We start from the raw sequence: 22,146 nt of genomic DNA on the forward strand, positions 1-22,146 counted from the left end.
ACATTTATAAAAAGGGAGAGATTTTTATAGAACAACCTGAAAAGAAACGGGTGTCAGTTCAGCATGAAAAACCAATCACTAGTTTAAGTATTGAATCTGAACACTGAAACAAACTTTTAGAGTTAGAACGCGATATTGATGAAGATAATATCAACATTCAAAATAACTTTAAAGCTTTAAATGCGATTGATCATTTACAATCAGTCCAATTAAAAGAACTTCGTTCTTTATATCGTCAAAATGTTATTTCAAAAGATGAATTTAAAGAACAAAAAGAAGTAATCTCAAAAAACGCTGAAGATTCAAAAAACGAAATCTTAGATGAATTGAGTTACAATACCTCTTTTATTGTTGCTAAGTATCAAGAATTAACTGACTTACAACAACACGATAAAATCAAAGAAATTAATAAAAAATTCTCAAGAGCAAATCGTAAGATTAATCACAAGATTAAACATGAAAAACGCCAAGCTAAAAGAGAAATGAATAAAGTTGTTAAGACATATGAAAAAAATAATATGCCTGAAGCAAAAATTGATGAATTGAGAAATACTTATCAAACCAAACAACTTGAAAAACAAGAAAAATTAATGCAAAAACAAGAAGTAATCAACCAAGGATTTATTAAATCTTCAAGATCTGCTTCTTATCAAGCAATTATGATTACCTTAGTAATCTCAGTACCAGTTTTATTATTAATTGGATTATTAGTAAACTACTTTTACTATGTTCCACAAACTAATAAATTTGGTAATGATTCATTATGAACAGGAGGGTATGGGTTCCAATTTACAAGCCATACAATTCCAGGATTTATTATTTGTATGCTTTCAGTAGCATTAGTAATTGGATTTACTTGATTCTTAATCAAGAAATCAACAAAAAGAATTGTAATTGATAGAAATGCTCCAACCGGAACATTAATGTCAATTGGATTCTTAGCTTCATTCTTTGACATGATGGGGATTGGATCATTTGCTTCAAGTTTAGCAATGTTCAAAACTACAAAATCAATTAAAGATGATTCAATGATTCCAGGAACAACAAATGTTGCTTTCTGTGTGCCTAATACAATGGAAGCTGCATTCTTAACAGCAGCAGTTGATACAAATATTGTGTCATTAGTTGTTTTAGTATTATGCGCTATGGTTGGTTCTTATTTCGGAGCAACTATTGTTAAATACTTTGATGCACAAAGAGTGAAACTTGTAATGGGTTCAATCTTAATCATTGCAGCAATTGTAATGATTTTAACAACTCCTCAAGTCGCTTTAATTGGAGCTGCAAAAGAAGGAGCAAAAGGAATTATTGGATGAAGATGAGCTGTAGCTGTACCAGCATTCTTATTAATCGGAGTCTTAATGGCTTTTGGAATTGGTAGTTATGCTCCAAGTTTACTAGTTTTATCATTATTAGGAATGAGTACAATTTACTGTACTCCAATCATGACTTGTTCATCAGCATTCGTAATGCCTGTAACTTCATACAAATTCTATAAGGATAATAACTACTTGCCAAAAACTTCACTTGCAGTAATGCTTGGGGGAATCTTTGGTTCAACCATTTCCTTCTTATTCTTCTACTGTGGATTAATTGGATCTGGAACTATGAAATCTGATGGAGTTGCTTATACTTCAATCATGAAATGATTAACAGTTGCTGTTATGTTCTATTCATCATTCACAATGTTATTTGGATACTTTAAAAACCGTAAAGCGGCCAACGAACAAAAAGAAAATGAGAAAAAAACAAACAAACGTCAACCGTTAGGAAAAATTAGAAACAAAGCTAATTTAACAAACGAAATTCGTCAACAATATCTAGATACCTTAAATAAATATAAAAACTCTTTAGATACTAAAGAAATTGTTGAAAAAGAAAACTTACCAAAAGAGGAATGAGTTAAAAACCCAAACTCTGATAAAAGAGAACCGGTAGTTGAAGTTCAAAAAACTAAGAAACTACCTCGCGTTAAGAAAAAACAAGTTAAAAAATAACTGGTCAACAGCATGCCTATGCTAATTGATCTCTTAATGCTAGAAAAAAGGAGAAATTATGAAAGACAAAAAAAGCGCGAAGCAAGATTTAACAACCGATGCTTCCAAAACAGCGTTACAAACTTCATCGACTGATTTAGTGACTTTAAAAGCACCAAATGATAAGATGAAACACTTAAAATCGTTTCTACTAGTAGGAACTTTAATAGCTGCTTTAACCACAACTTTAATTGGGTTAATTGTCAGTTTACTTTACTATGTACCAGGTACATCAGAACCGAAGTGAGAAAAATATAATATAGCAGATCACGTAGGACCATTTGTTATAGCCATGATTTTTGTAGGGGTAATTATCGCCTTTACTATAGCTTTGGTTTTAACAGCTAAAAAACATCTAATTTTAGATACAAAAACTGGTTTAGCTTCTGCTGGATCAATTGGATTTATTGCATCATTTACTGATGTAATTTCAGTTGGTTCTTATGGAGTGACAATGGGATTAAACAAACCATTGAAAATGAATTTAAAACCAAAACTAATGCCAGGAACTTTAACTGTTGGTTATGCAGTTCCACAAATGCTAGAATCAACTTTATTCTTAGTTGCTTTTGATGTTGAAATTGTAACTTTAATTACCATGATGGCAATTTGTATTGTTGGGGGAATTGTTGGTTCATTTATCGCTAAATATGTAAACTCACAAGTCTTTAGATTAATTGCTGGAGTAATGTTATTTGTCTTTGCGATTTTAATGATCTTAGTTCACCCACAAGTTGGAGTTATTAAAGCTGCAGCTGATGGAATTGGAACATCTGGATTAAGAGGATGAAGATTAGCAGTTGGATTAATTGCTTACTTCTTCTTAGGAATTTGTTCTTCATTAGGATTAGGAATTTTTGCTCCTTCTTTAGCAATCTTAGCTTTATTAGGATTATCACAAACTGCTATTTTAGCAATCATGTCAGCCAGTGCTTCAGGAATGATGCCACCAGCTGCCATTAAATATATGAAAGATAAAAACTACAACTTAAAGGATGCCTTAATGATGACATTTGGTGGAGTCTTTGGAACTCTTGCAGCCTTCTTAATTATCTTTGTTGGAATTCAAGTTGGTGGAGATGTTGAAATGAAAACATTCTACAACGTCTTAAAATGAATTGCTGTTGCAGTTATCTTCTACTGTTCATTCATGATGCTTTTTGACTTTGGAAAAGACTTCAAAAAATATGGATGAAATGATGACACAGACGATGTCATTCCAGATATGAAATAGGGTATAAAAACATTTAGTTTTAGCCACTTAACAACAAATTACTGAAAATTTATAAAAAACTTTTGAAAAGTATTGATTTATTAAAAACCTTTCATTAGAATAGTAATTGTTGTTGTTAATCGGAATATAGCTCAGCTGGTTAGAGCACTCCGCTGATAACGGAGAGGTCGTTGGTTCAAGTCCAATTATTCCGACCATTTAAAGAAAAATATTAACAATATTACACAAGACTTTTAAGTCTTGTGTTTTTTTATTTTTTGAGGGTTTTATAGTAAAATAAATAAATACAAAAGGGAGATAAACAATGGATTTTTCACATAGAGCAATAGAAAAAAAATGACGTAAATATTGAGAAGAAAACAATATCTACAAAACAACAGATACTCACGATAAAAAAGCATACATCTTAGATATGTTTCCATATCCATCAGGAGCAGGACTACACGTAGGTCACGTGAAAGGATATACTGCTACAGATATTATCGCAAGATATAAAAGAATGAATGGTTTTGATGTTTTACACCCAATTGGTTATGATGCGTTTGGATTACCAGCTGAACAATACGCTTTAAAAACTGGAAATGATCCGCGTGAATTTACTTTAAAAAATATTGATGTTTTTAGAGAACAATTAAAAAAATTAGGATTTTCATATGACTATGACAAAGAAGTTACTACTTCTGATCCTAACTTTTATAAAATTACTCAATGAATCTTTGAACAATTTTATAAACATGGATTAGCTGAAATTAGATATGCAACTGTAAACTGATGTCCTGGTTTAGGAACAGTTTTAGCAAATGAAGAAGTTGAAATTAAAAATGGACAAATGGTTTCAGAAGTTGGTGGTTTTCCAGTTGAGAAAAAACCAATGAAACAATGAGTACTTTTAATTACTAAATATGCTGAAAAATTACTTGATGGTTTAGATAATACTCAATTCCCAGAATCAGTTAAAGAATTACAAAGAAACTGAATTGGTAAATCTGAAGGAATGGAAGTTGAATTCAAAATTGAAAAAGGTGATGACTTAAAAGTTTTCACAACTCGTCCTGACACTATTTATGGAGTTACTTATTTAGTTTTAGCTCCAGAAAATGGTATTGTTCCAGAAATTACTACAAAAGAACATACCAAAGAAGTTTTAGATTATATTGATGCTACATCTCGTAAATCTGATTTAGAAAGAAAAGATGAATCACAACCTAAAACTGGTGCATTTACTGGAAGTTATGCAATTCACCCATTAACTGGTGAAAAATTACCAATTTGAATTTCTGACTATGTTTTAAATGACTATGGTTCAGGAGCAGTCATGGGAGTTCCAGCTCACGATCCTCGTGATTGAGACTTTGCTACAAAATTTGATTTACCAATCAAATTTGTAATGGAAACAAAAACTCAAGATAAAGTTTTCACTGGAAAATCAAAAATGATTAACTCTGGTGAACTTGATGGTTTAACTCCAAAAGATGCTATGAAAAAAATCAAAGATATCTTAGTTAAAAAAGGTATTGGAGAACCAAAAGTAAACTATCGTTTAAGAGACTGATTATTCTCACGTCAACGTTTTTATGGAGAACCATTCCCAGTTCTATTTGATGAACAAGGAAATATTGTCCTAGTTCCAGAACAAGATTTGCCAGTTAAATTACCTCATGGTGATTATATTAAACCTTCAGGAACTGGAGAATCTCCATTAGCTAACTTTAAAGACTGAGTCAATGTTGATTTAGATGGAGTTAAATACAGAAGAGAAACTAACACTATGCCGCAATGAGCAGCATCAAGTTGATATTTCTTAGCTTATATCTTAACTGACAAACCAAATCAATTAATTGATATTAACTCACCAGAAGCTATGGAACGTTTTAAAAAATGAATGCCAGTTGATTTATATGTTGGGGGACAAGAACACGCTGTCACTCACTTGTTATATTCAAGATTCTGAAACCAATTCTTATTTGATATTGGTATTGTTCCTTACAGCGAACCTTATCAAAAACTAATTAATCAAGGAATGATTTTAGGACCTGATGGAGAAAAAATGTCTAAATCAAAAGGAAACACAATTTCACCAGACGAAATTGTTGAAACCCATGGAGCAGACACTTTGAGACTTTATGAAATGTTTATGGGACCAATTGATGCTTCACTTCCATGAAGTTATGAAGGATTAGATGGTTCAATGAAGTGATTAAACCGTGTTTATCGTTTAATTGACACACAAACTTTCACAGATACTAATAATGGACACTTAGATTACATATATAATGAAGTAGTCAAAAAAGTTACTTCAATGATTGAAGATCTAAAATTCAATACAGCTATTTCTCAACTTATGGTCTTAGTTAACGCTATGTACAAAGAAGAAGAAAATACTATCTATAAGCCTTACGTTGAAGGATTAATTAAAATGTTAAGTTTATTTGCACCTTATATTTCAGAAGAAATGTGAGCAATGCTTGGTAATAAACCTAGTGTCACTCAACAACAATGACCAACATTTGATCCAACAAAACTTGTGTTAACTACAACTACAGTTGTTTTCCAAGTTAACGGTAAAGTTAGAGGTAAAGCTGAAGTTAATAAAGGATTGTCCAAAGAAGAACTCTTGAGCTTAGCCAAAGATGACGACAATGTAAAAGCAAACTTAGAAGGTAAAACAATTGTTAAAGAAATCGTTGTACCTGATAAAATCGTGAATATTGTTGCTAAGTAACACAATGTTGCGAAATAATATTGTGTTAAAATAAGAGTATTAATTCTATCTATACATGTTGTTACCGATTTTTAACGGTTAAATATCTTCTCTCTATAGAAGACATTTTGGGATAGATTAATATATTTTATATTTCAATAGAAAAGGAGAAAAAAATGAGAAAACTAACAAGACAATTAGTTTTATTAGTTGCAGTTTTCATTATCTACTTCGGTTATTCAGCATGAATTGACAGTATGGCTTTATACAAGTTAGCTGGAGTTTATGTCGAAGGTATGGGTCTTTTAAATGCTGCTAATCCACACGGAACTTTATTAACAGAAATTCTTAATGGGTTGTCACTAAATGCCGACGTAACCGCTGGTATGGGTGCTAATGCTAAAAACATAGCATTAGGTATGACCATTAACAATGGTAGCGCTTGATTACTTAACCACCAAAGTGGTCTAAATATTTCAGTTGATGCCACTGGTGGACCTTATACTGTTACTGGATTCCAATTTACTGGATTAATGGCTTCAGACTCATTACTTTACTCAATCCTAACACCATTTAAATTAGTGTTAGTTGGGGGGGTATTTGGGTTACTTGTACCGTTGACAAAACAAGTATTCTTTGGAACTGTGATGGGAATCAAAGATTACATCAAAGCAAGAAGAAACAACGTTTTATTCAACTACCAAAAAACTATTTCTTACGTATACAGCTTGAACTCATACTTACAATTAGGTGATTATGAACAAATCAAATCAGCATACGCAGGATATAGTGGATTAGCCTTTAAACCACAATTCTTAGATACAATGATGGATGATATTGCGAACTCTTTAATTAGAGAACAAGATATGAGCATCTACATCAAACCTTCAGATGTTGTTTTAAATTCAATTAAACAAATGTATGAAAAAGAACGTCGTTTAGCAATTTCTATGAAACCTGATGAAATGTTCTTTGACTTTAAACGTGGTTATGAATATACTTCAAACGGTTCTAAATATGTTATTGCTTACTACAAAGCTTTAGATACAAATGCAAATAGTAAATCTAAATTAGGGTGAAAATTATTTTCACTTGAAATGTATAAATTCCCAATTGCAATGATTTTGGCTATTATTCCAATGATCATTGTAGCGGTAATTGTTTTACCAATCTTAAGTAAAGGTACAAGTTCAGCTGGTAAAGCTGCTCCTGCTGTAATCTTTGGTGTTTGAATGCTATTTGGTATTCTCTTCCACGCTTTATCTGTGTTTACAAAAGCACAGTATCGTGTAAACTGAAAATCATTAGTTGTTCCAGCTATTTGTTACTACGTAGCTTTAGCTTTAGCTGCATCTAGCTTTGTTGTTGGATTAAACGCTGTAATTAACTTAGGTTCAATCGTAGCACCAAATACATCTGCTACAAAAATGTGACCTTGATTCTCAGCTGTTGCTAATATGGTATTAACTACAGCCTTAATGTTATATGTTGTTGCTACTTTGATGGACGGAAACGTTTCACCAATGGGAATGACAAGTAAATTAGCCGTTGATGGTATTGTATTACCAATCATCGCCTGAGCATTAGGTATCTGCTTCAACATGTATGGAAGCTTCTATGATCATGGATCAGAAGCTAACACTTGAAACAGTGTTGCCTTTGGTATCACTGTAGGATTCTGAATTTACTTATCAATTTCTAACGTATTACTAAATAACTTAGTATTACCTTCAAGAAAACGTAGAATTGCTTTAAAAGCAGAACTAGCTCAAGAAGGACAAGACGCAATTGCTAAGCAAGAAGCTGCTGGTCAAATGCCAACACCAACTGCAAAAACAACTGCTAAAAAATCTGATAAAGAATCAAAATCAAAATAAAAACTAATTAGGATGTTCAAGTGATTGAACATCTTTTTTTGTGTAAAAATATAAATTAACGAGAGAAGTGATGAGAATGATTAAACAAAATGAAGCAACCTTTAAAACGATAAGAAAATTAAAAGAACTTATTTATGACTTAGCCCAATTCGAAAATATTAAGACAACCTTTCCAGAAACAGAAGCAATTATTGATGGAGCTAAACTTGAAAATGTTGATGAAGTCGATGTTTATATTATTAATGGATTGAAGAATGCTTGATTAAAACTTATTTCAGAAGAACATCAATATATTGATCCTGAATTTATTAAAGAAATAAATTCAATTGTTGGCAAGAACTTAGTTCTAAATGCTGGTGAATATAGAACAAAGAGCATTGGCGTTGGTGAGGTAGAAGAACTTATTCAGCCAATTAACCAAGAAGAATGAATAGATAATATTCAAAGCCTTAATAATATTGAATACCCTTTAGAAAGAGCAATTAATTTCTTAGTTTTTTCAATCACTTCACAACCTTTTTGAGATGGGAATAAGAGAACTGCTTTCTTAGCTGCTAATTCAGTTTTGATTTCTAATAACATTGGAGTTTTATCAATTGATAAAAATCATCTAATAGAATTTAATGTGAATTTAAACAAATACTATAATAATTGTTCAGATGAGAACTTAAATAACTTATTACAAACATTAAAAAAATCCATTGATTATACTGAAGAGTATTTAAAAAGAAATTAGGCATACGAAAAAAGTAACGCCACAAGACGTTACTTTTAATTTATTAAGTTCTAGATGTTTAACATTTTTCTTAATTCTTTTTCAAACTTGTGACCTTTTTCAACAGCACGAGTATTTGAAGTTGAAACGATGTTAAAGTAAATTTTTAGTTTTGGTTCTGTTCCAGAAGGACGAATTGCAACTCAGCTTTTATCTTCAAAGTAGAATTTTAATAAGTCTTGTCCTGGCATGTTGTATAAACCATGAATGTAATCTTCTGATTTAACACATCTTTCACCAGCTAATTCACCAATTCCGTTTTTTCTTAAATCTTCCATAATTGGTTTAATCTTAGAATCTTTTTCTTCTGGTGAGAAGTTTAAGTTTAAAGTGAAAGTAAAGTAATAACCATAAACATCATAAATATCATTTAAGACATCAACTAAACTTTGATCATGGTTTTTAGCATTTCAAGCCATTTCAGCAGTCATAATTGCTGCTTGAATTCCATCTTTGTCTCTGGTTGAATCATCAATTACATAACCAATTGATTCTTCATAAGCAAAAACAAAGTTTCTTCCTAATTTAGCTTCTTTATTAATTTCATTTCCCATTCATTTAAATCCAGTTAAAGTTTTAACAACTTCAACATTAAATTGTTCATGAGCAATTCTATCTCCTAAATCACTTGTGACAAATGAAGAATACATAGTAGGGTTAGTTGGGATTTTTTTCTTTAAATCTAATTGGTGTAATTTTCAATTAATTAATAAAGCTCCAACTTCGTTCCCATTTAAAATAACCATTTGACCATCGTGTAAAGTAGCAACTCCTAAACGATCAGCATCAGGATCATTTATTAAGATTAAATCAGCATTATGTTTTTTAGCATAAGCTAAAGGAATTTGTCATGCTGGTGGGAACTCTGGATTTGGGTTTCCAACATTTTTAAAAGTTTCATCTTCATTAGCATGTTCTTCAACTTCAATCACATCATAGCCTTGGTGACGTAAGATTTTCGGGGTGTATTCTGTTCCAGTTCCATTAACAGCTGAAAAAATGATTCTTAATCCATGTTTACTAATTTCATGCTTATGGAATTGTAAGTTGTTAATCATTTTTTCATATTCATGAATAATATGATGAGGAACTTCTTCCATTAATTTGTCATTAACTTCATAAGTTCAAGATAAGATATCTTTAATTTCATCCATTTCTTTAGCAATAAAATCAGTGTCTTCTGGCATTAATTGACAACCAGTTTCATCATAAATTTTATAACCATTATATTCTGCTGGATTATGAGAAGCTGTAATCACAACTCCACCAATACAATTCATAGCTCTTGTTGAGAAAGAAACAACAGGAGTTGGTTGCATTTTATTATCAGCATATAAATAAGCTTTAATTCCTTCGCTTGAAAGAATTTCAGCTACAGTTTTTGCAAACTTAGCTGAGTTATGACGGTTATCATGACCAATCACAACTCCACGTTTTCAATCACTTTGGTTTGGATATTTTTTCTTTAATAATTTTGCATAACTTCTAGTAACTTTTTTAATTGTATAAATGTTAAAACGGCCAGGACCAGCGCCAAGCATTCCTCTAATTCCAGCAGTCCCAAATTCTAGTTCAATTCCAAAAGCACTCTCAAGTTCTCCAGAACTATATTTAGATAAAAGGGTTTTTAACTCTTTATCTAAATCTTCTTGTTTCGATCATTGTTGATAATCTTTATTGTTTTTATCAAAACTCATTTTATTTCTCCTTTTTATTTATTTAAAAAAATAAACAAGATAAATCAATATCTTTACACTACAGAAAATAAAACCTTCAAGTCTTATAAATTGTAGTGTTGTATAATACTATTATAATTACTTTTAAGAACAATAAAATTAAAACCAAAAGGAGAGAGAAATGACACCACATATTGAAGCTAAAAAAGGTGAAATTGCTAAAGTTTGTATTTTAGCTGGAGACCCTTTAAGAGCAAAAAGAATTGCTGAAACTTATTTAGAAAATCCAAAATTAGTTAATAGTGTTAGAAACATGTTATTTTACACTGGAGAATATCAAGGAATGACTTTAACTGTTGGATCACATGGAATGGGAGTTCCAAGCATGGGAATTTATTCATACGAACTTTATAAATTCTATGATGTTGATTACATTATTAGAGTTGGTTCTGCTGGAGCTTATAATAAAGATTTAAAACTATTTGATATCTTCCAAGTTGAAGAAACTCATGGAGAAAATGATTTCTTCAAAGAAAGTGGTGGAGCTAATACTAGAGATGTTCGCCCATCAAAAGATTTATATGAACTAATCAATCAAGTTGCAATTGATAATAAAGTTGATTTAAAGCATGGAAAAGCTCACTGTAGTGATATTTTTTACAACCCAGAAAGTTTTGATGCTTTAAAATTTGCAAAAGATAGAAACTTAGATGTTGTTGAAATGGAAACATATGCTTTATTCAGTAATGCTATTTTATTAAATAAGAAAGCTGCTTGTTTATTAACTATTTCAGATTCATTTACAAGTGATGAAATTGCAACTCCCCAACAACGTCAAAATGGTTTTGACAACATGTGTGAGTTAGCTTTAAAAACAGCTTTAAAAATTAACGAAACTTTATAATAATTCTTACAACCACATCTGGTTGTATTTTTTTTGAGAAATTTAAAGTTGATGCTTATTTTTCTATTTTTGTTTGTTATCATTAATCCTAAAAGGGAATTAGTTATTAGTTAAGGAGTTTATAAAAATGACAAAAACACAAACGAAGTCTGTCAAAAATTCTGATGATAATCAGAATGGCAATAGCCAAGTTTTTAAAACAAAAATGAAAAACTTTTTAGGAGTTAGAACAATTGGTTCTGATCTAAAAAGTTTACCAAAGGGGTTTAAATATTTCATTGCTATAGCAATTGTAGTTATCATTGTTTTTAACTTTGTATCAGTTACAAATAATGAAGGTACTGTATTTTTACCTTTACAAAAATACCGTGGGGTATTAGATGGAAATACACCATCTTTATTTGGAGATAGTAAATCAGCTGCAACTGCTGTAGCCATACTTTATTCATTCAATGGGGTTGCTGCTTTCTCAGGAGTATTAATGGTTGCGTTAATTAACTTCAATAAAGCTTCGCAATATTTCTGACAAATGGTTAATGCATTATTCTTCGGAATGTTTGCTTTATCAGTTGGATTTGTTGGAGACTTATTAATGAATGCCATTCTCTTATTATTTGCACCAGTTGGGTGATATTTATTTGAAGTTGCTGGATTTGGAAACAGAAAACAAGATGCGAAAGGTTGAAAATTCAATTTAGCATTTTATTCAATTTTAATTTTATTAGCCTTTATTGTAATCATGTTTTGATATTGAGCTTTACCTGGAGCTACAAAAGATTTATTCCCAAAAGGGGAAGGTTGATATACAAACTGACCTGATGGAAATCATAAAGGTAAAACCATCCAAATTCTTGATGGAATGACAAATGGTTTAAACACTGTTGGATTTGGAATGCAAATGGCTAACTTAAACCAACAATTCTATGTTTGATTCTGTGTAAATATTTTAAAAATATTACAATTCTCTGGATTAGCTGGAAAATCAACATTAAACGTTAACATGTTAATCGAATTTGGAGTTTGATTCGCTTTATCATTAACTGGTTTATGAAACCGTAACTTGAAAAAAGTTATTATGCCTTTGTTTGATAAGAAAACTAAATAATGGTTGTAAATCAAACTAAAGAAAACCAAGTTTTTAAAGCCAAAATGAAAAACTTTTTAGGAGTTAGAACTATTGGAGATGATCTTAAAAGTCTTCCTAAAGGATTTAAATATTTCATTGGTTTTTCAATCATTGTTATTATCGTATTTAACTTTGTTTCAGTGACCAAAGACTTTAATACAGTCTTTTTACCATTACAAAAATATCGTTGAGTTCTAGAAAATGGATCTGTATTTGGTGATAGTAAATCAGCAGCAACCGCTGTAGCCATACTTTATTCATTCAATGGTATAGCCGCATTTACTGGAGTTTTAATGGTTGCTATGATTAACTTCAATAAACCATCACAATATTTTTGACAAATGATAAACTCATTATTCTTTGGAATGTTTGCTTTATCTGTTGGATATGTTGGGGACTTATTTATGAACATCATCCTTTTATTATTTGCCCCGGTTGGTTGATATCTATTTGAAGTTGCTGGTTTTGGTAAAAGAAATCAACAACCAAAAGGATGAAAATATAATTTGGCATCAGCTATCATTATTATTCTTGTAGCCTTTATTGTGATTATGTTTTGATACTGAGCGTTGCCAAATGCAGGAAGTGATTTATTTCATGAAAACACTCCTTATGCTGATAGTGATGGAAGAAATGGAAAAGCAATTCATATTCTTGATGGAATGACAAATGGTTTAAATACAACTGGATTTAGTTTACAAATGATGAACTTAAACCAACAATTCTATGTTTGAACTTTTGTAGATACTTTAAAGATTCTTCAATTCACAGGAGTTGCTGGTAAATCAACTTTAAATATTAATATGTTAATTCAATTTTCAGTTTGATTTACTTTATCATTAACTGGATTATGAAATAGAAGTTTAAAAAAACTTTATCAAGCCTTTATTTAAGAAATAAACTTTAAAACAATCTCTTAATAGATTGTTTTTTTTGTTTTAATAGATAAGAAAAATAATTTCAAAACAAAATTAAGATTGGTACAATTAAAACAATGTGTAAAGCAAAATAGATAAGGTGATTAAACTTTGAAAAAAGAACAACAAACAAAAACACCTGAACAAATTCAAAAACAAAAAGACTTTAAACTAAAAATGAAAAACTTTTTAGGAGTTAAAAATATTTGATCTGATATCAAATCAATTCCTAATGCTTTTAAATGGTTTTTAGTTGTGGCAACAGTTATTATTATTGTTTTTAACTTTGTTTCAGTTAATGCTAAACAAGGACAATCAGTCTTTTTACCAACTCAACAATATGATAATGTTTTAGCTCATGGTTCATTATTTGGGAACTCTAAAAGTGCTGCTACAGCTATTGCTGTTCTATATTCATTAAACGGAATTGCAGCCTTTACTGGTTTATTATCAGTAGCTATGATGACTTTTAACAAAGGTTCACAATACTTCTGAGGATTAATGAATGCGATTTTCTTCGGATTATTCTCACTTTCAATTGGTTATGTTGGGGACTTCTTCATGAACATTATTCTAATTTTAGGAGCACCTTTGGGATGATACCTTTTTGAAGTTGTTGGCTATGGAAATAGAAAACAAGAAACTAAAGGTTGAAGATTTAACTTAGCCTTTTACACAATCTTAATTGTTGTAATGTTTATTGTTGTAATGTTCTGATATTGAGCTTTACCAAATGCTTCAACTGATTTATTTGGTAAAAATAACAATCAATATTTAAACGGGCAACTAAATGCAGATGGAACCCCAATCTTAGGTGGTTTAAACAATCCAAACATCAATGGTAAAAACTTACAAATTCTTGATGGGGTTGCAAACGGAATGCAAACTGTTGGATATGGAATGCAACTTGCTAACTTAAACCAACAATTTTATGTTTGACTAGCAGTTGATGTTGTTAAAGTTCTTAAATTTACAGGATTAGCTGGATCTGATACTTTAAATATCAACATGTTAATTCAATTCGGGGTTTGATTAATCATTGCTTTATATGGATTATATGAACGTAACTTTAAAAGTTTATTTAAAAAATAATAATTAAGAAACAAGCTTGACATGAGCTTGCTTCTTTTCATATATAATTTTTCCAAAAGAGAAAAAAGGAAATAAGATAAAAACAATGAAAAACTTTCTTGGGATAAATAATGTTAAAAAAGATATTATGAATCTTTCTTCATTCTTTAAATGATTATTAGTTCTATCAACAATCGCAATTGTTGTTTTTAATTTTGTTTCTGTCAAAAACGTTTATGAAACTGTCTTTTTACCGCTACAACAATATCATAAGGTATTAGATAAAGGTTCTCAGTTTGGTAAAACGCAAAGTGCTGCTATAACTATAGCTATACTTTATTCACTAAATGGGTTAGCCGCTTTTACTGGGGTAATTGCAATTATTATGATTTCTCAAAATAAGGTTTCACAATACTTTTGAGGAGCAATTAACTTCTTCTTTTTTGGTTTATTTGCTTTATCTGTTGGTTATGTTGGGGATTTTTTTATGAACTTCATTCGTTTCTTTGGAGCTCCAATTGGTTGATATTTATTTGAGAAAAAGGGTTATGGGAAACGCCAAGCCAAAAAAGAAGGGTGAAAATATAATTTAATTTTCTATTCAATTCTTTTAGTACTTTCATTTATTATCACCATGTTTTGATATTGAGCTTTGCCAAATGCTTCAACTGATTTATTTGGTAAAACTAATAACCAATATTTATTAAGAACTCCAGATGTTAATGGAAAGAATTTACAAATTCTTGATGGAGTTGCAAATGGTTTAAATACAGTTGGTTATGTGATGCAATTAATTAACTTATCACAACAATTTTATGTTTGATTATGAATGGATATTGTAAAAGTGCTTAAATTTAGTGGATTAGCTGGAAAAGCTACTTTAAATATTAATATGTTAATTCAGTTTTCAATTTGAGTTTTTATGTGTTTTGTTGGTATCTATAAAAGAAGTTTAGAACCAATTTATAAACCTAAAATTGATTTATGAAAAGCTAGTTTAAAAAAATAAACTTATTTGTAATCTTTTCTTAAAGAAAAAGTGGTAAAGGTTATAATAAAAGTATGTAAAAATACTTATAAGAGTTCTATTATTTAGAAGTTAAAAGTAATGGAAATTAAAAGGAGATAATTATGATTAAAAAAATTGGAATTTTAACATCAGGTGGAGATGCTCCCGGAATGAACGCTGCGATTGCTGCTGTTGTTCGTGAAGCAAAAATTAAAGGTATCGAAACTTATGCTGTTTATGATGGATACAAAGGATTAGTTGAAAACAACATGGAAAAAATTGATCCTGAATTTGCAATTAGTATCATGAACTGTGGAGGAACTGCTATTGGTTCTGCTCGTTTACCAGAATTTAAAGAAGAAAAAGTAAGACAAGTTGCTGTTGATAACCTTAAAAAAGAAGGAATCGAAGCTTTAGTTGTAATTGGTGGGGATGGAAGCTACATGGGAGCTCAAAGACTTACTGAAATGGGAATCAATTGTATTGGTTTACCAGGAACAATTGACAACGATATTGTTTCATCAGATTACACAATCGGATTTGATACAGCTTTAAATACTGTTGTTGAATCAATTGATAAAATTCGTGACACAATGCAATCACATAACCGTGCTGCTGTTGTTGAAATCATGGGAAATGGTTGTGGAGATTTACCATTATATGCTGCTGCTGCAACAGGAGCTGACATTTTCTCAATTCCAGAATCAAAATTAACAAAAGAAGAAATTCTATCACAAGTTAAAAAATTACATGATGAAGGAAAAAGATCAGTAATTGTTTTAGTAAGTGAAAAAATGTATGACTTTACTTCAGAACAATTAGCAAAAGACATTGAAGCTGCATCAGGATATGTAACTCGTGCGACTGTTTTAGGACACGTTCAACGTGGGGGAACTCCTTCTGCAATGGATAGAGTTTTAGCAACTGCATGTGGTGTATTTGCGGTTGAACAACTAGTTGCTGGTAAAGGTGGACTATTTGTTGGATTAGAAAATGGTAAGTTAGTTGCTCGTGATATTGAAGCAACTTTAAACATGCCAAGAAAAGATAAATCACAAGAAATTAAAGTTGTTAGAGATATCAACGAAATCTTTTAAGAGATTAGTCTAATAAAGGTGTATATTTCTTCAAAAAAATATACAATTAACAATGTAAAAAGAAGAGGAGATCTTAAAAATGATTACAAAAGCTGACTTAGCAAAAAGAGTAAAAAGAACTAAGATTGTTACAACAATTGGTCCTGCTACTCACAATACAGAAGATATTCAAAAATTATACGAAAACGGAATGAACACAATTCGTTTAAACTTCTCACACGGTTCATATGATGAACACGGAGCAAGAATTGCATCTGCAAAATCTTTACGTGAATCAAAAAACGAACCAATCTCAATCATGTTAGATACTAAAGGACCTGAAATCCGTGTTGGTAAATTTAAAGACGGAGCACAACAAGTAAGTGCTGGTCAAAAAATTACTATTTACACTGATGCAGATTCATACGCAAACAAAGATTGTGGACAAGGTGAAATGACTGTTGCTTACGACATGTCTCAAGATTTAAAACCTGGAGATGTTGTATTAATTGACGATGGTAAATTAGAAATGACTGTTGACTCAGTTAAACCAGGAGTTGTAATGTGTACTGCATTCAACCCACACGTTGTTAAAACTAACAAACGTGTTAACTTACCAGGTGTTGACTTCTCAATGCCATTCTTAGCAGACAAAGACAAAGCTGACTTAAAATACGGATGTGAACAAAAAGTTGACTACGTAGCAGCATCATTTGTTAACACTGCTGACAACATTAAAGAAATCAGAGACATCTTCAAAGCAAACAACCAAGAAGACATTCAAATCTTTGCAAAAATTGAATCACAAGTTGGAATCAACAACATCGATGCAATTATTGCAGCTGCAGATGGAATCATGGTTGCTCGTGGAGATTTAGGATTAGAAATCCCTTACTGAGAAGTACCTCAATGAGAAAAAATCATCATTGAAAAATGTAGAGTTGCTGGAAAACCAGTAATCGTTGCAACACAAATGTTAGACACAATGACAGATAACCCAGCACCAACTCGTGCAGAAGTTACTGACGTTTATGAAGCTGTAATGTTTGGTGCTGATGCAACTATGTTATCAGGAGAAACTGCAGCAGGAAGCTACCCATTTATCACTGTTAACACAATGGCAACTATTGATAAAAGAGCTGAAATTGATTTCTACGATCAAGCAAACTACAAAGCATTAGTTGAACAATCACGTAAAACTACTACAGGAGCAAACGCTGATATCGCATCAAAAGTTTCAGACTTAGCATTCGATGGAAAATACCAATTCGCAGTAGTATTAGACGAAGATGGAGCATTATTAAAAACTTTATCAAAATTCCGTCCAAACTTAGCAATCTTAGGAGTTTCAACTTCAGAAAGATTATGAACTGCATTTGGAGCATGAGCTTCAGTATACATGAACAAAGTTGCTGACTTAACTAAAGTTGACGACGCTGCAATGTCACAAATTGCTAAAACTTGAGGAGCAAAATCAGGGGACAAAGTATTAGCTATTAAAGCTGGAAATGTTACTGAATTAACTGTTGCTTAATTTTAAGAATTAATAATAATTAAAAGAAAATGAGGTTTTACCTCATTTTTTTGTTATTCAAAAGAAAGATGACACCGAAGTGTCATTTCTAATTTATTAATTATTTACCAAAATTGATTTGTTCTGAAGTTTTAATAACTTCTTCTCAATATTTATCTTTAGCTTTTGCCATATCAATTGCTCCTTGACCTAATAATAGGTTTTTTGGCGGATTTGACATATTTGCTAGTTTGATAACAACGTCCATTGCATCATCAGGATCAATTCCACGATTAGCAGGATCATTAACATAAGCTTTTAATCATTCATCGAATTTATCATAATCAGGAATATGTTCATCTTGTTGAATTAAACTTTGTTTTAAGAAACCAGTTTTAAATGCTCCAGGCATTAATGAAGTTACATCAATCCCAAATTGTTTAACTTCTTCTCCTAAAGCTAGGGTTCATCCATCAACTGCGAATTTAGAAGCATTATAAGTACTTCATCCAGCTTCAGTTGTAAATCCTCAAGTTGAAGAAACATTAATAATTCTTCCTTGTTTTTGTTTTCTCATAATTGGAAGAATGCGTCTTGTTACATTCATCATTCCAAAAAGATTAACATCAAATTCATCTTTGATTCTTTCTGGTGAAACTTCTTCAAAAGCTCCAGCTTGTCCATATCCTGCATTGTTCATTAAAACATCGATACGACCAAATTTATCCATTCCTTTTTCAACAGCATCTTTTACTTGCTTAGCATCAGCTAATTTAGTAATTTCAACTCCTAAAAAATTTGGATTATTAATTTCTTTAAAGTTTTCTAACTTTCTAGAACTGGCAATAACTTTATTATTACTTGCTAGTAATTTTTGTACTAAGATAGCACCAAAACCACTTCCAGCTCCAGTAATAAATCATACTTTTTGTTCCATATTTTTTCACCTCTTGTTGGTAATTATACTCTTATGAAAATTTATGATTTTTGTGATTTGCTAATTAAACTAATTAATTTCAAAAATCTATTTCAACTATTAAAAATAGTGATTATAATTAAATTAACTTAATAAAATATTTATCTTGATGGACACGGTTTTAAGAACCTTTAATCAATGCAGAGAGCTAACGGTTGGTGTGAAGTTAGCGGATTAAAATCTTAAGATTACTACCATTTATAAAACAAGGTAACGTTTAATAGATTATCGATAAATCTTGAGAGATATAGATGAAAATCTATAAGTAGGATGGTACCGCGTTTTATTCGCTCCTAGCTAATTGAAGCTAGGAGCTTTTTTATTGGAGGAAATAGAAATGAAAATTACATTATTAGATGGAAGCGTTAAAGAATTTGATAAAGCTTTAACAGTTAAAGAAATAGCTGAAAACATCGCTGTTTCATTAAAAAAAGCTACAGTTGGAGCCGTTATTGATGGAAACCAAAAAGTAGCTAGTGATTATTTAGTTGATAAAGATTGTACTTTAGAATTAGTAACTAACAAACAAGAAGGAATGTATGATGAATTCATCTCATCAACAGCTGCTGCAATCAGTGCTTATGCAACTGATCAAGTATTTAAAGATGCTCAAATTGCTGAAGTATTTTACAATGCTGATGAATATGAATTTGCTTTTACATTCCACAGAGACGAAAGATTGAAATTAGAACAAGTTTCAAAAATTCAAGACGAAGTTAATAAATTATTAACAACTGATATCAAAATTGAAAACAAAAAAGTAACTGAAACTAATGACTTAGGATTAAATACTTATCAATTACATACTGCTGATGAAGAAATTTATAAAAAAGGGTATGCAATTGTGACAACAATTAATGATACTTATAAAATTGTTTCTTCAGAACCAATTTGTGTTGAAGATAAATTATTAAAAGAAATCCACTTACAACAATTAACTGGTTCTTATTGATTAGATGATTCAAAAAACGTAATGTTACAAAGAATTCACGGATTAGCTGCAACTTCTAAAAAAGAATTAGATAAAAAAGAAGAAATCTTAAAAGATAGACGCTCAAGAGACCACCGTGAAATTAACAAAACTTTAGAAATCTTTGATTTTGATCCATTAATTGGACAAGGATTACCAATCTGATTACCAAACGGAACAATCTTAAAAGATACTATTAAAGATTACTTAAAAGAAAAAGAATGAGAGTATGATTATGTTCAAGTTCAAACTCCAGTAATTGGAACTTTAGATTTATACCGTACTTCAGGACACTTAGATCACTATCGTGATGATATGTTCCAACCATTTAAAGCTGGAAATGAAGAATTTGTTTTAAAACCAATGTCATGTCCACACCACATTGCAATTTATCGTTCAAAACCACGTTCATACCGTGATTTACCATTACGTTATGCAGAACATGCTTTACAACACCGTTATGAATCATCTGGTTCATTAACTGGACTAGAACGTGTTCGTGCGATGGAATTAACTGATTCACACATCTTCGTTCGCCCAGATCAAGTTGAAGAAGAATTTAAATCAATTTACAAATTAATCGAAGAAGTTTTAGCAACTTTCCACATTGATATTGATTATTTAAGTTTCTCAGTTCGTGATCCTGAAGATAAAGAAAAATACTATCAAAATGATGAAATGTGAGACCGTGCTGAAGCTGAATTAGAAGGTGTATTAAAAGACTTAAACTTACCATACAAAAAAATGGTTGGAGAAGCTGCTTTCTATGGACCTAAATTAGACATTCAAGCTAAAACTGCTCAAAACCACGAAATCACAATCTCAACAATTCAATTAGACTTCTTATTACCAGAAAAATTTGATTTAACCTATGTTGATGAAAAAGGGCAATTAACTCGCCCAATTATGATTCACCGTGGATTAATCGGAACTTATGAAAGATTCGTAGCTACTTTATTAGAACAAACTAAAGGTGTTTTACCAGTTTGATTAGCTCCAAACCAAATTGAAATTATTCCTGTTGGTGGAACTGATGCTGAAAAATATGCAGAACAAATACGTCAAGAATTTAAAAAACGTCACTTACGTTCACACATCGATTTAAGAGATGAAAGATTAAGCTACAAGATTCGTGATGCTCAAGTTCATAAAATTCCTTATCAATTAGTTTTAGGTAAAAACGAAATTGATAACAATACACTTACATACAGAAAATATGGAAGTGAAGAACAAACAACCATTCCAGCAAACGAATTCTATGATTTAGTTTCAAAACAAGTTGCTGAAAAACAATAATTTATTAAAGCATTCCTAAAAAATAGGAATGCTTTTTTATGCTAGTCTAATAGTTCCTTGATAAGAACTATTGATATCAAATTTTTGCATTCCTTTTTTAACTCTTTTGTTTGGTGAAACTTTATAAGTTACGGTTTTATTCTTTAAATCTCATTTAATGTCTTTATCTAAGATGAATTCAGAAGTACTTAACTTAGCTTGCTTTGCTAATTCAATTCTTAATTCTTTATAATTATTTTCTTTTAATTTAACAGTACTAATTCGTTCAAAAGGTTCTTTAATTGGGCCTTGAACATCAACAATTGATCTTGTTAAATCATAACTTCCTTCTTTAGAACTTGAACGCATTCTAATTGATGCTGTTGTTATATCAATTTTTAAATTAGGTAATTCTAAATTATAGTAATAATCATAACCACGTTTAAATAAGTGTTCATAATATCTTTGTTTAAGTAATTCTTGTTTTTCACTTAAAGTTAAATTCATATTTTCATAACGACTTAAGGGATTTGAATCTAAAAATTCTGTTGGTGTATGCATAGCATCTTTATCATAAGTAATATAACTTATTCCAGTATTTTCATCACTAAAAACTGGGTGGTTATTATAAGGAACGTATTCTAACATTATAGAATTGCGATAAACACTGAGTTCTCCATTATCACCAATTCCAGGAATCCTATCATTATCCATTCATCGTAAAAATTTTCAACCACCATTTACTAGCCTTGGGTTACGAAATTCAATAAAACGAAACATTTCTTTTTGATATGAAGTGTGTTTTGCACTTTGATAATATTCATAAAAACCAATACTCTCAACATAAGGTTTTTGTCTTTGTAATAATAATTTGTTTGGGTATTTATCTGACTTTCTTTCTGGTGTGACATAAATGCTTGGTCTTCAAGCTGAAACTTGAGTAAATCCAGTCCCAAAAATCGTAAATGTTGTTAATAAAGTCAATCATTTTCTCATAGTTTTACCTACCT

At 30.6% G+C, this 22,146-nt stretch carries 16 protein-coding genes and 1 tRNA gene; 14 read left to right on the top strand and 3 right to left on the bottom strand.

Going from position 1 to position 22,146, the window contains the following annotated elements; translation table 4 throughout:
• Positions 1–50: 50 nt before the first annotated feature.
• From CP520_RS00360 to CP520_RS00385, 6 genes are all read left to right on the top strand, one after another.
• Positions 51–1,997 (top strand): TSUP family transporter, encoded by a 1,947-nt coding sequence (locus CP520_RS00360; RefSeq protein ID WP_096862506.1) that lies wholly within the window; start codon positions 51–53, stop codon positions 1,995–1,997.
• Positions 1,998–2,055: 58 nt separating this feature from the next.
• Complete coding sequence (locus tag CP520_RS00365; RefSeq protein WP_096862507.1) at positions 2,056–3,270, top strand: sulfite exporter TauE/SafE family protein; 1,215 nt, start codon at positions 2,056–2,058, stop codon at positions 3,268–3,270.
• A 120-nt stretch (positions 3,271–3,390) separates the two neighbouring features.
• Positions 3,391–3,467 (top strand) — tRNA-Ile (locus CP520_RS00370).
• A 107-nt stretch (positions 3,468–3,574) separates the two neighbouring features.
• Positions 3,575–5,992, top strand: coding sequence for a leucine--tRNA ligase (gene leuS / locus CP520_RS00375; RefSeq protein ID WP_096862508.1), 2,418 nt, complete (start codon positions 3,575–3,577; stop codon positions 5,990–5,992).
• A gap of 155 nt (positions 5,993–6,147) precedes the next feature.
• The gene (locus tag CP520_RS00380; protein ID WP_096862509.1) at positions 6,148–7,848 is read left to right on the top strand and encodes a hypothetical protein; all 1,701 of its coding nucleotides are present in this window, start codon (positions 6,148–6,150) and stop codon (positions 7,846–7,848) included.
• A gap of 76 nt (positions 7,849–7,924) precedes the next feature.
• A complete protein-coding gene (locus CP520_RS00385) occupies positions 7,925–8,584 on the top strand; it encodes a Fic family protein (RefSeq protein ID WP_096862510.1) in 660 nt (219 codons plus the stop codon).
• 50 nt (positions 8,585–8,634) lie between these two features.
• Here the strand turns inward: CP520_RS00385 and CP520_RS00390 are convergent, their stop codons facing one another.
• Positions 8,635–10,320 carry a phospho-sugar mutase gene (locus tag CP520_RS00390; RefSeq protein WP_096862511.1) on the bottom strand — a complete coding sequence of 562 codons (1,686 nt, stop codon included), beginning with the start codon at positions 10,318–10,320 and terminating at the stop codon, positions 8,635–8,637.
• Between the two features lie 160 nt (positions 10,321–10,480).
• On the opposite strand from CP520_RS00390, the gene deoD reads away from it, so the two are divergent.
• The 7 genes from deoD (at position 10,481) to pyk (ending at position 17,936) form a co-directional block, all read left to right on the top strand.
• Positions 10,481–11,203 carry a purine-nucleoside phosphorylase gene (deoD, locus tag CP520_RS00395; RefSeq protein ID WP_096862512.1) on the top strand — a complete coding sequence of 241 codons (723 nt, stop codon included), beginning with the start codon at positions 10,481–10,483 and terminating at the stop codon, positions 11,201–11,203.
• A gap of 127 nt (positions 11,204–11,330) precedes the next feature.
• Positions 11,331–12,308, top strand: a complete 978-nt coding sequence (gene pnuC / locus CP520_RS00400; protein ID WP_096862513.1) for a nicotinamide riboside transporter PnuC — start codon at positions 11,331–11,333, stop codon at positions 12,306–12,308.
• A complete protein-coding gene (pnuC, locus tag CP520_RS00405; protein ID WP_096862514.1) occupies positions 12,308–13,222 on the top strand; it encodes a nicotinamide riboside transporter PnuC in 915 nt (304 codons plus the stop codon). Before pnuC (CP520_RS00400) ends, pnuC (CP520_RS00405) begins: the two co-directional genes overlap by 1 nt.
• A 135-nt stretch (positions 13,223–13,357) precedes the next feature.
• The gene (gene pnuC / locus CP520_RS00410; RefSeq protein ID WP_096862515.1) at positions 13,358–14,338 is read left to right on the top strand and encodes a nicotinamide riboside transporter PnuC; all 981 of its coding nucleotides are present in this window, start codon (positions 13,358–13,360) and stop codon (positions 14,336–14,338) included.
• Between the two features lie 85 nt (positions 14,339–14,423).
• Positions 14,424–15,326, top strand: coding sequence for a nicotinamide riboside transporter PnuC (pnuC, locus tag CP520_RS00415; RefSeq protein ID WP_096862516.1), 903 nt, complete (start codon positions 14,424–14,426; stop codon positions 15,324–15,326).
• Positions 15,327–15,448: 122 nt separating this feature from the next.
• Positions 15,449–16,423, top strand: a complete 975-nt coding sequence (pfkA, locus tag CP520_RS00420; RefSeq protein WP_096862517.1) for a 6-phosphofructokinase — start codon at positions 15,449–15,451, stop codon at positions 16,421–16,423.
• Between the two features lie 82 nt (positions 16,424–16,505).
• Complete coding sequence (pyk, locus tag CP520_RS00425) at positions 16,506–17,936, top strand: pyruvate kinase (RefSeq protein ID WP_096863116.1); 1,431 nt, start codon at positions 16,506–16,508, stop codon at positions 17,934–17,936.
• Positions 17,937–18,036: 100 nt separating this feature from the next.
• Here the strand turns inward: pyk and CP520_RS00430 are convergent, their stop codons facing one another.
• Positions 18,037–18,852: an SDR family oxidoreductase gene (locus CP520_RS00430; RefSeq protein WP_096862518.1), complete on the bottom strand. Its 816-nt coding sequence runs from the start codon at positions 18,850–18,852 to the stop codon at positions 18,037–18,039.
• Positions 18,853–19,228: 376 nt separating this feature from the next.
• On the opposite strand from CP520_RS00430, the gene thrS reads away from it, so the two are divergent.
• Positions 19,229–21,157, top strand: coding sequence for a threonine--tRNA ligase (gene thrS, locus CP520_RS00435; protein ID WP_096862519.1), 1,929 nt, complete (start codon positions 19,229–19,231; stop codon positions 21,155–21,157).
• 36 nt (positions 21,158–21,193) lie between these two features.
• On the opposite strand, the gene CP520_RS00440 is transcribed toward thrS, so the two are convergent.
• Entirely contained in the window at positions 21,194–22,132 is a 939-nt protein-coding gene (locus CP520_RS00440) for a hypothetical protein (RefSeq protein WP_096862520.1), read from the bottom strand.
• Between the last annotated feature and the right edge of the window lie 14 nt (positions 22,133–22,146).

The sequence above is a fragment of the Mesoplasma lactucae ATCC 49193 genome (genome assembly GCF_002441935.1).
Lineage (GTDB): Bacteria > Bacillota_I > Bacilli_A > Mycoplasmatales > Mycoplasmataceae > Edwardiiplasma > Edwardiiplasma lactucae.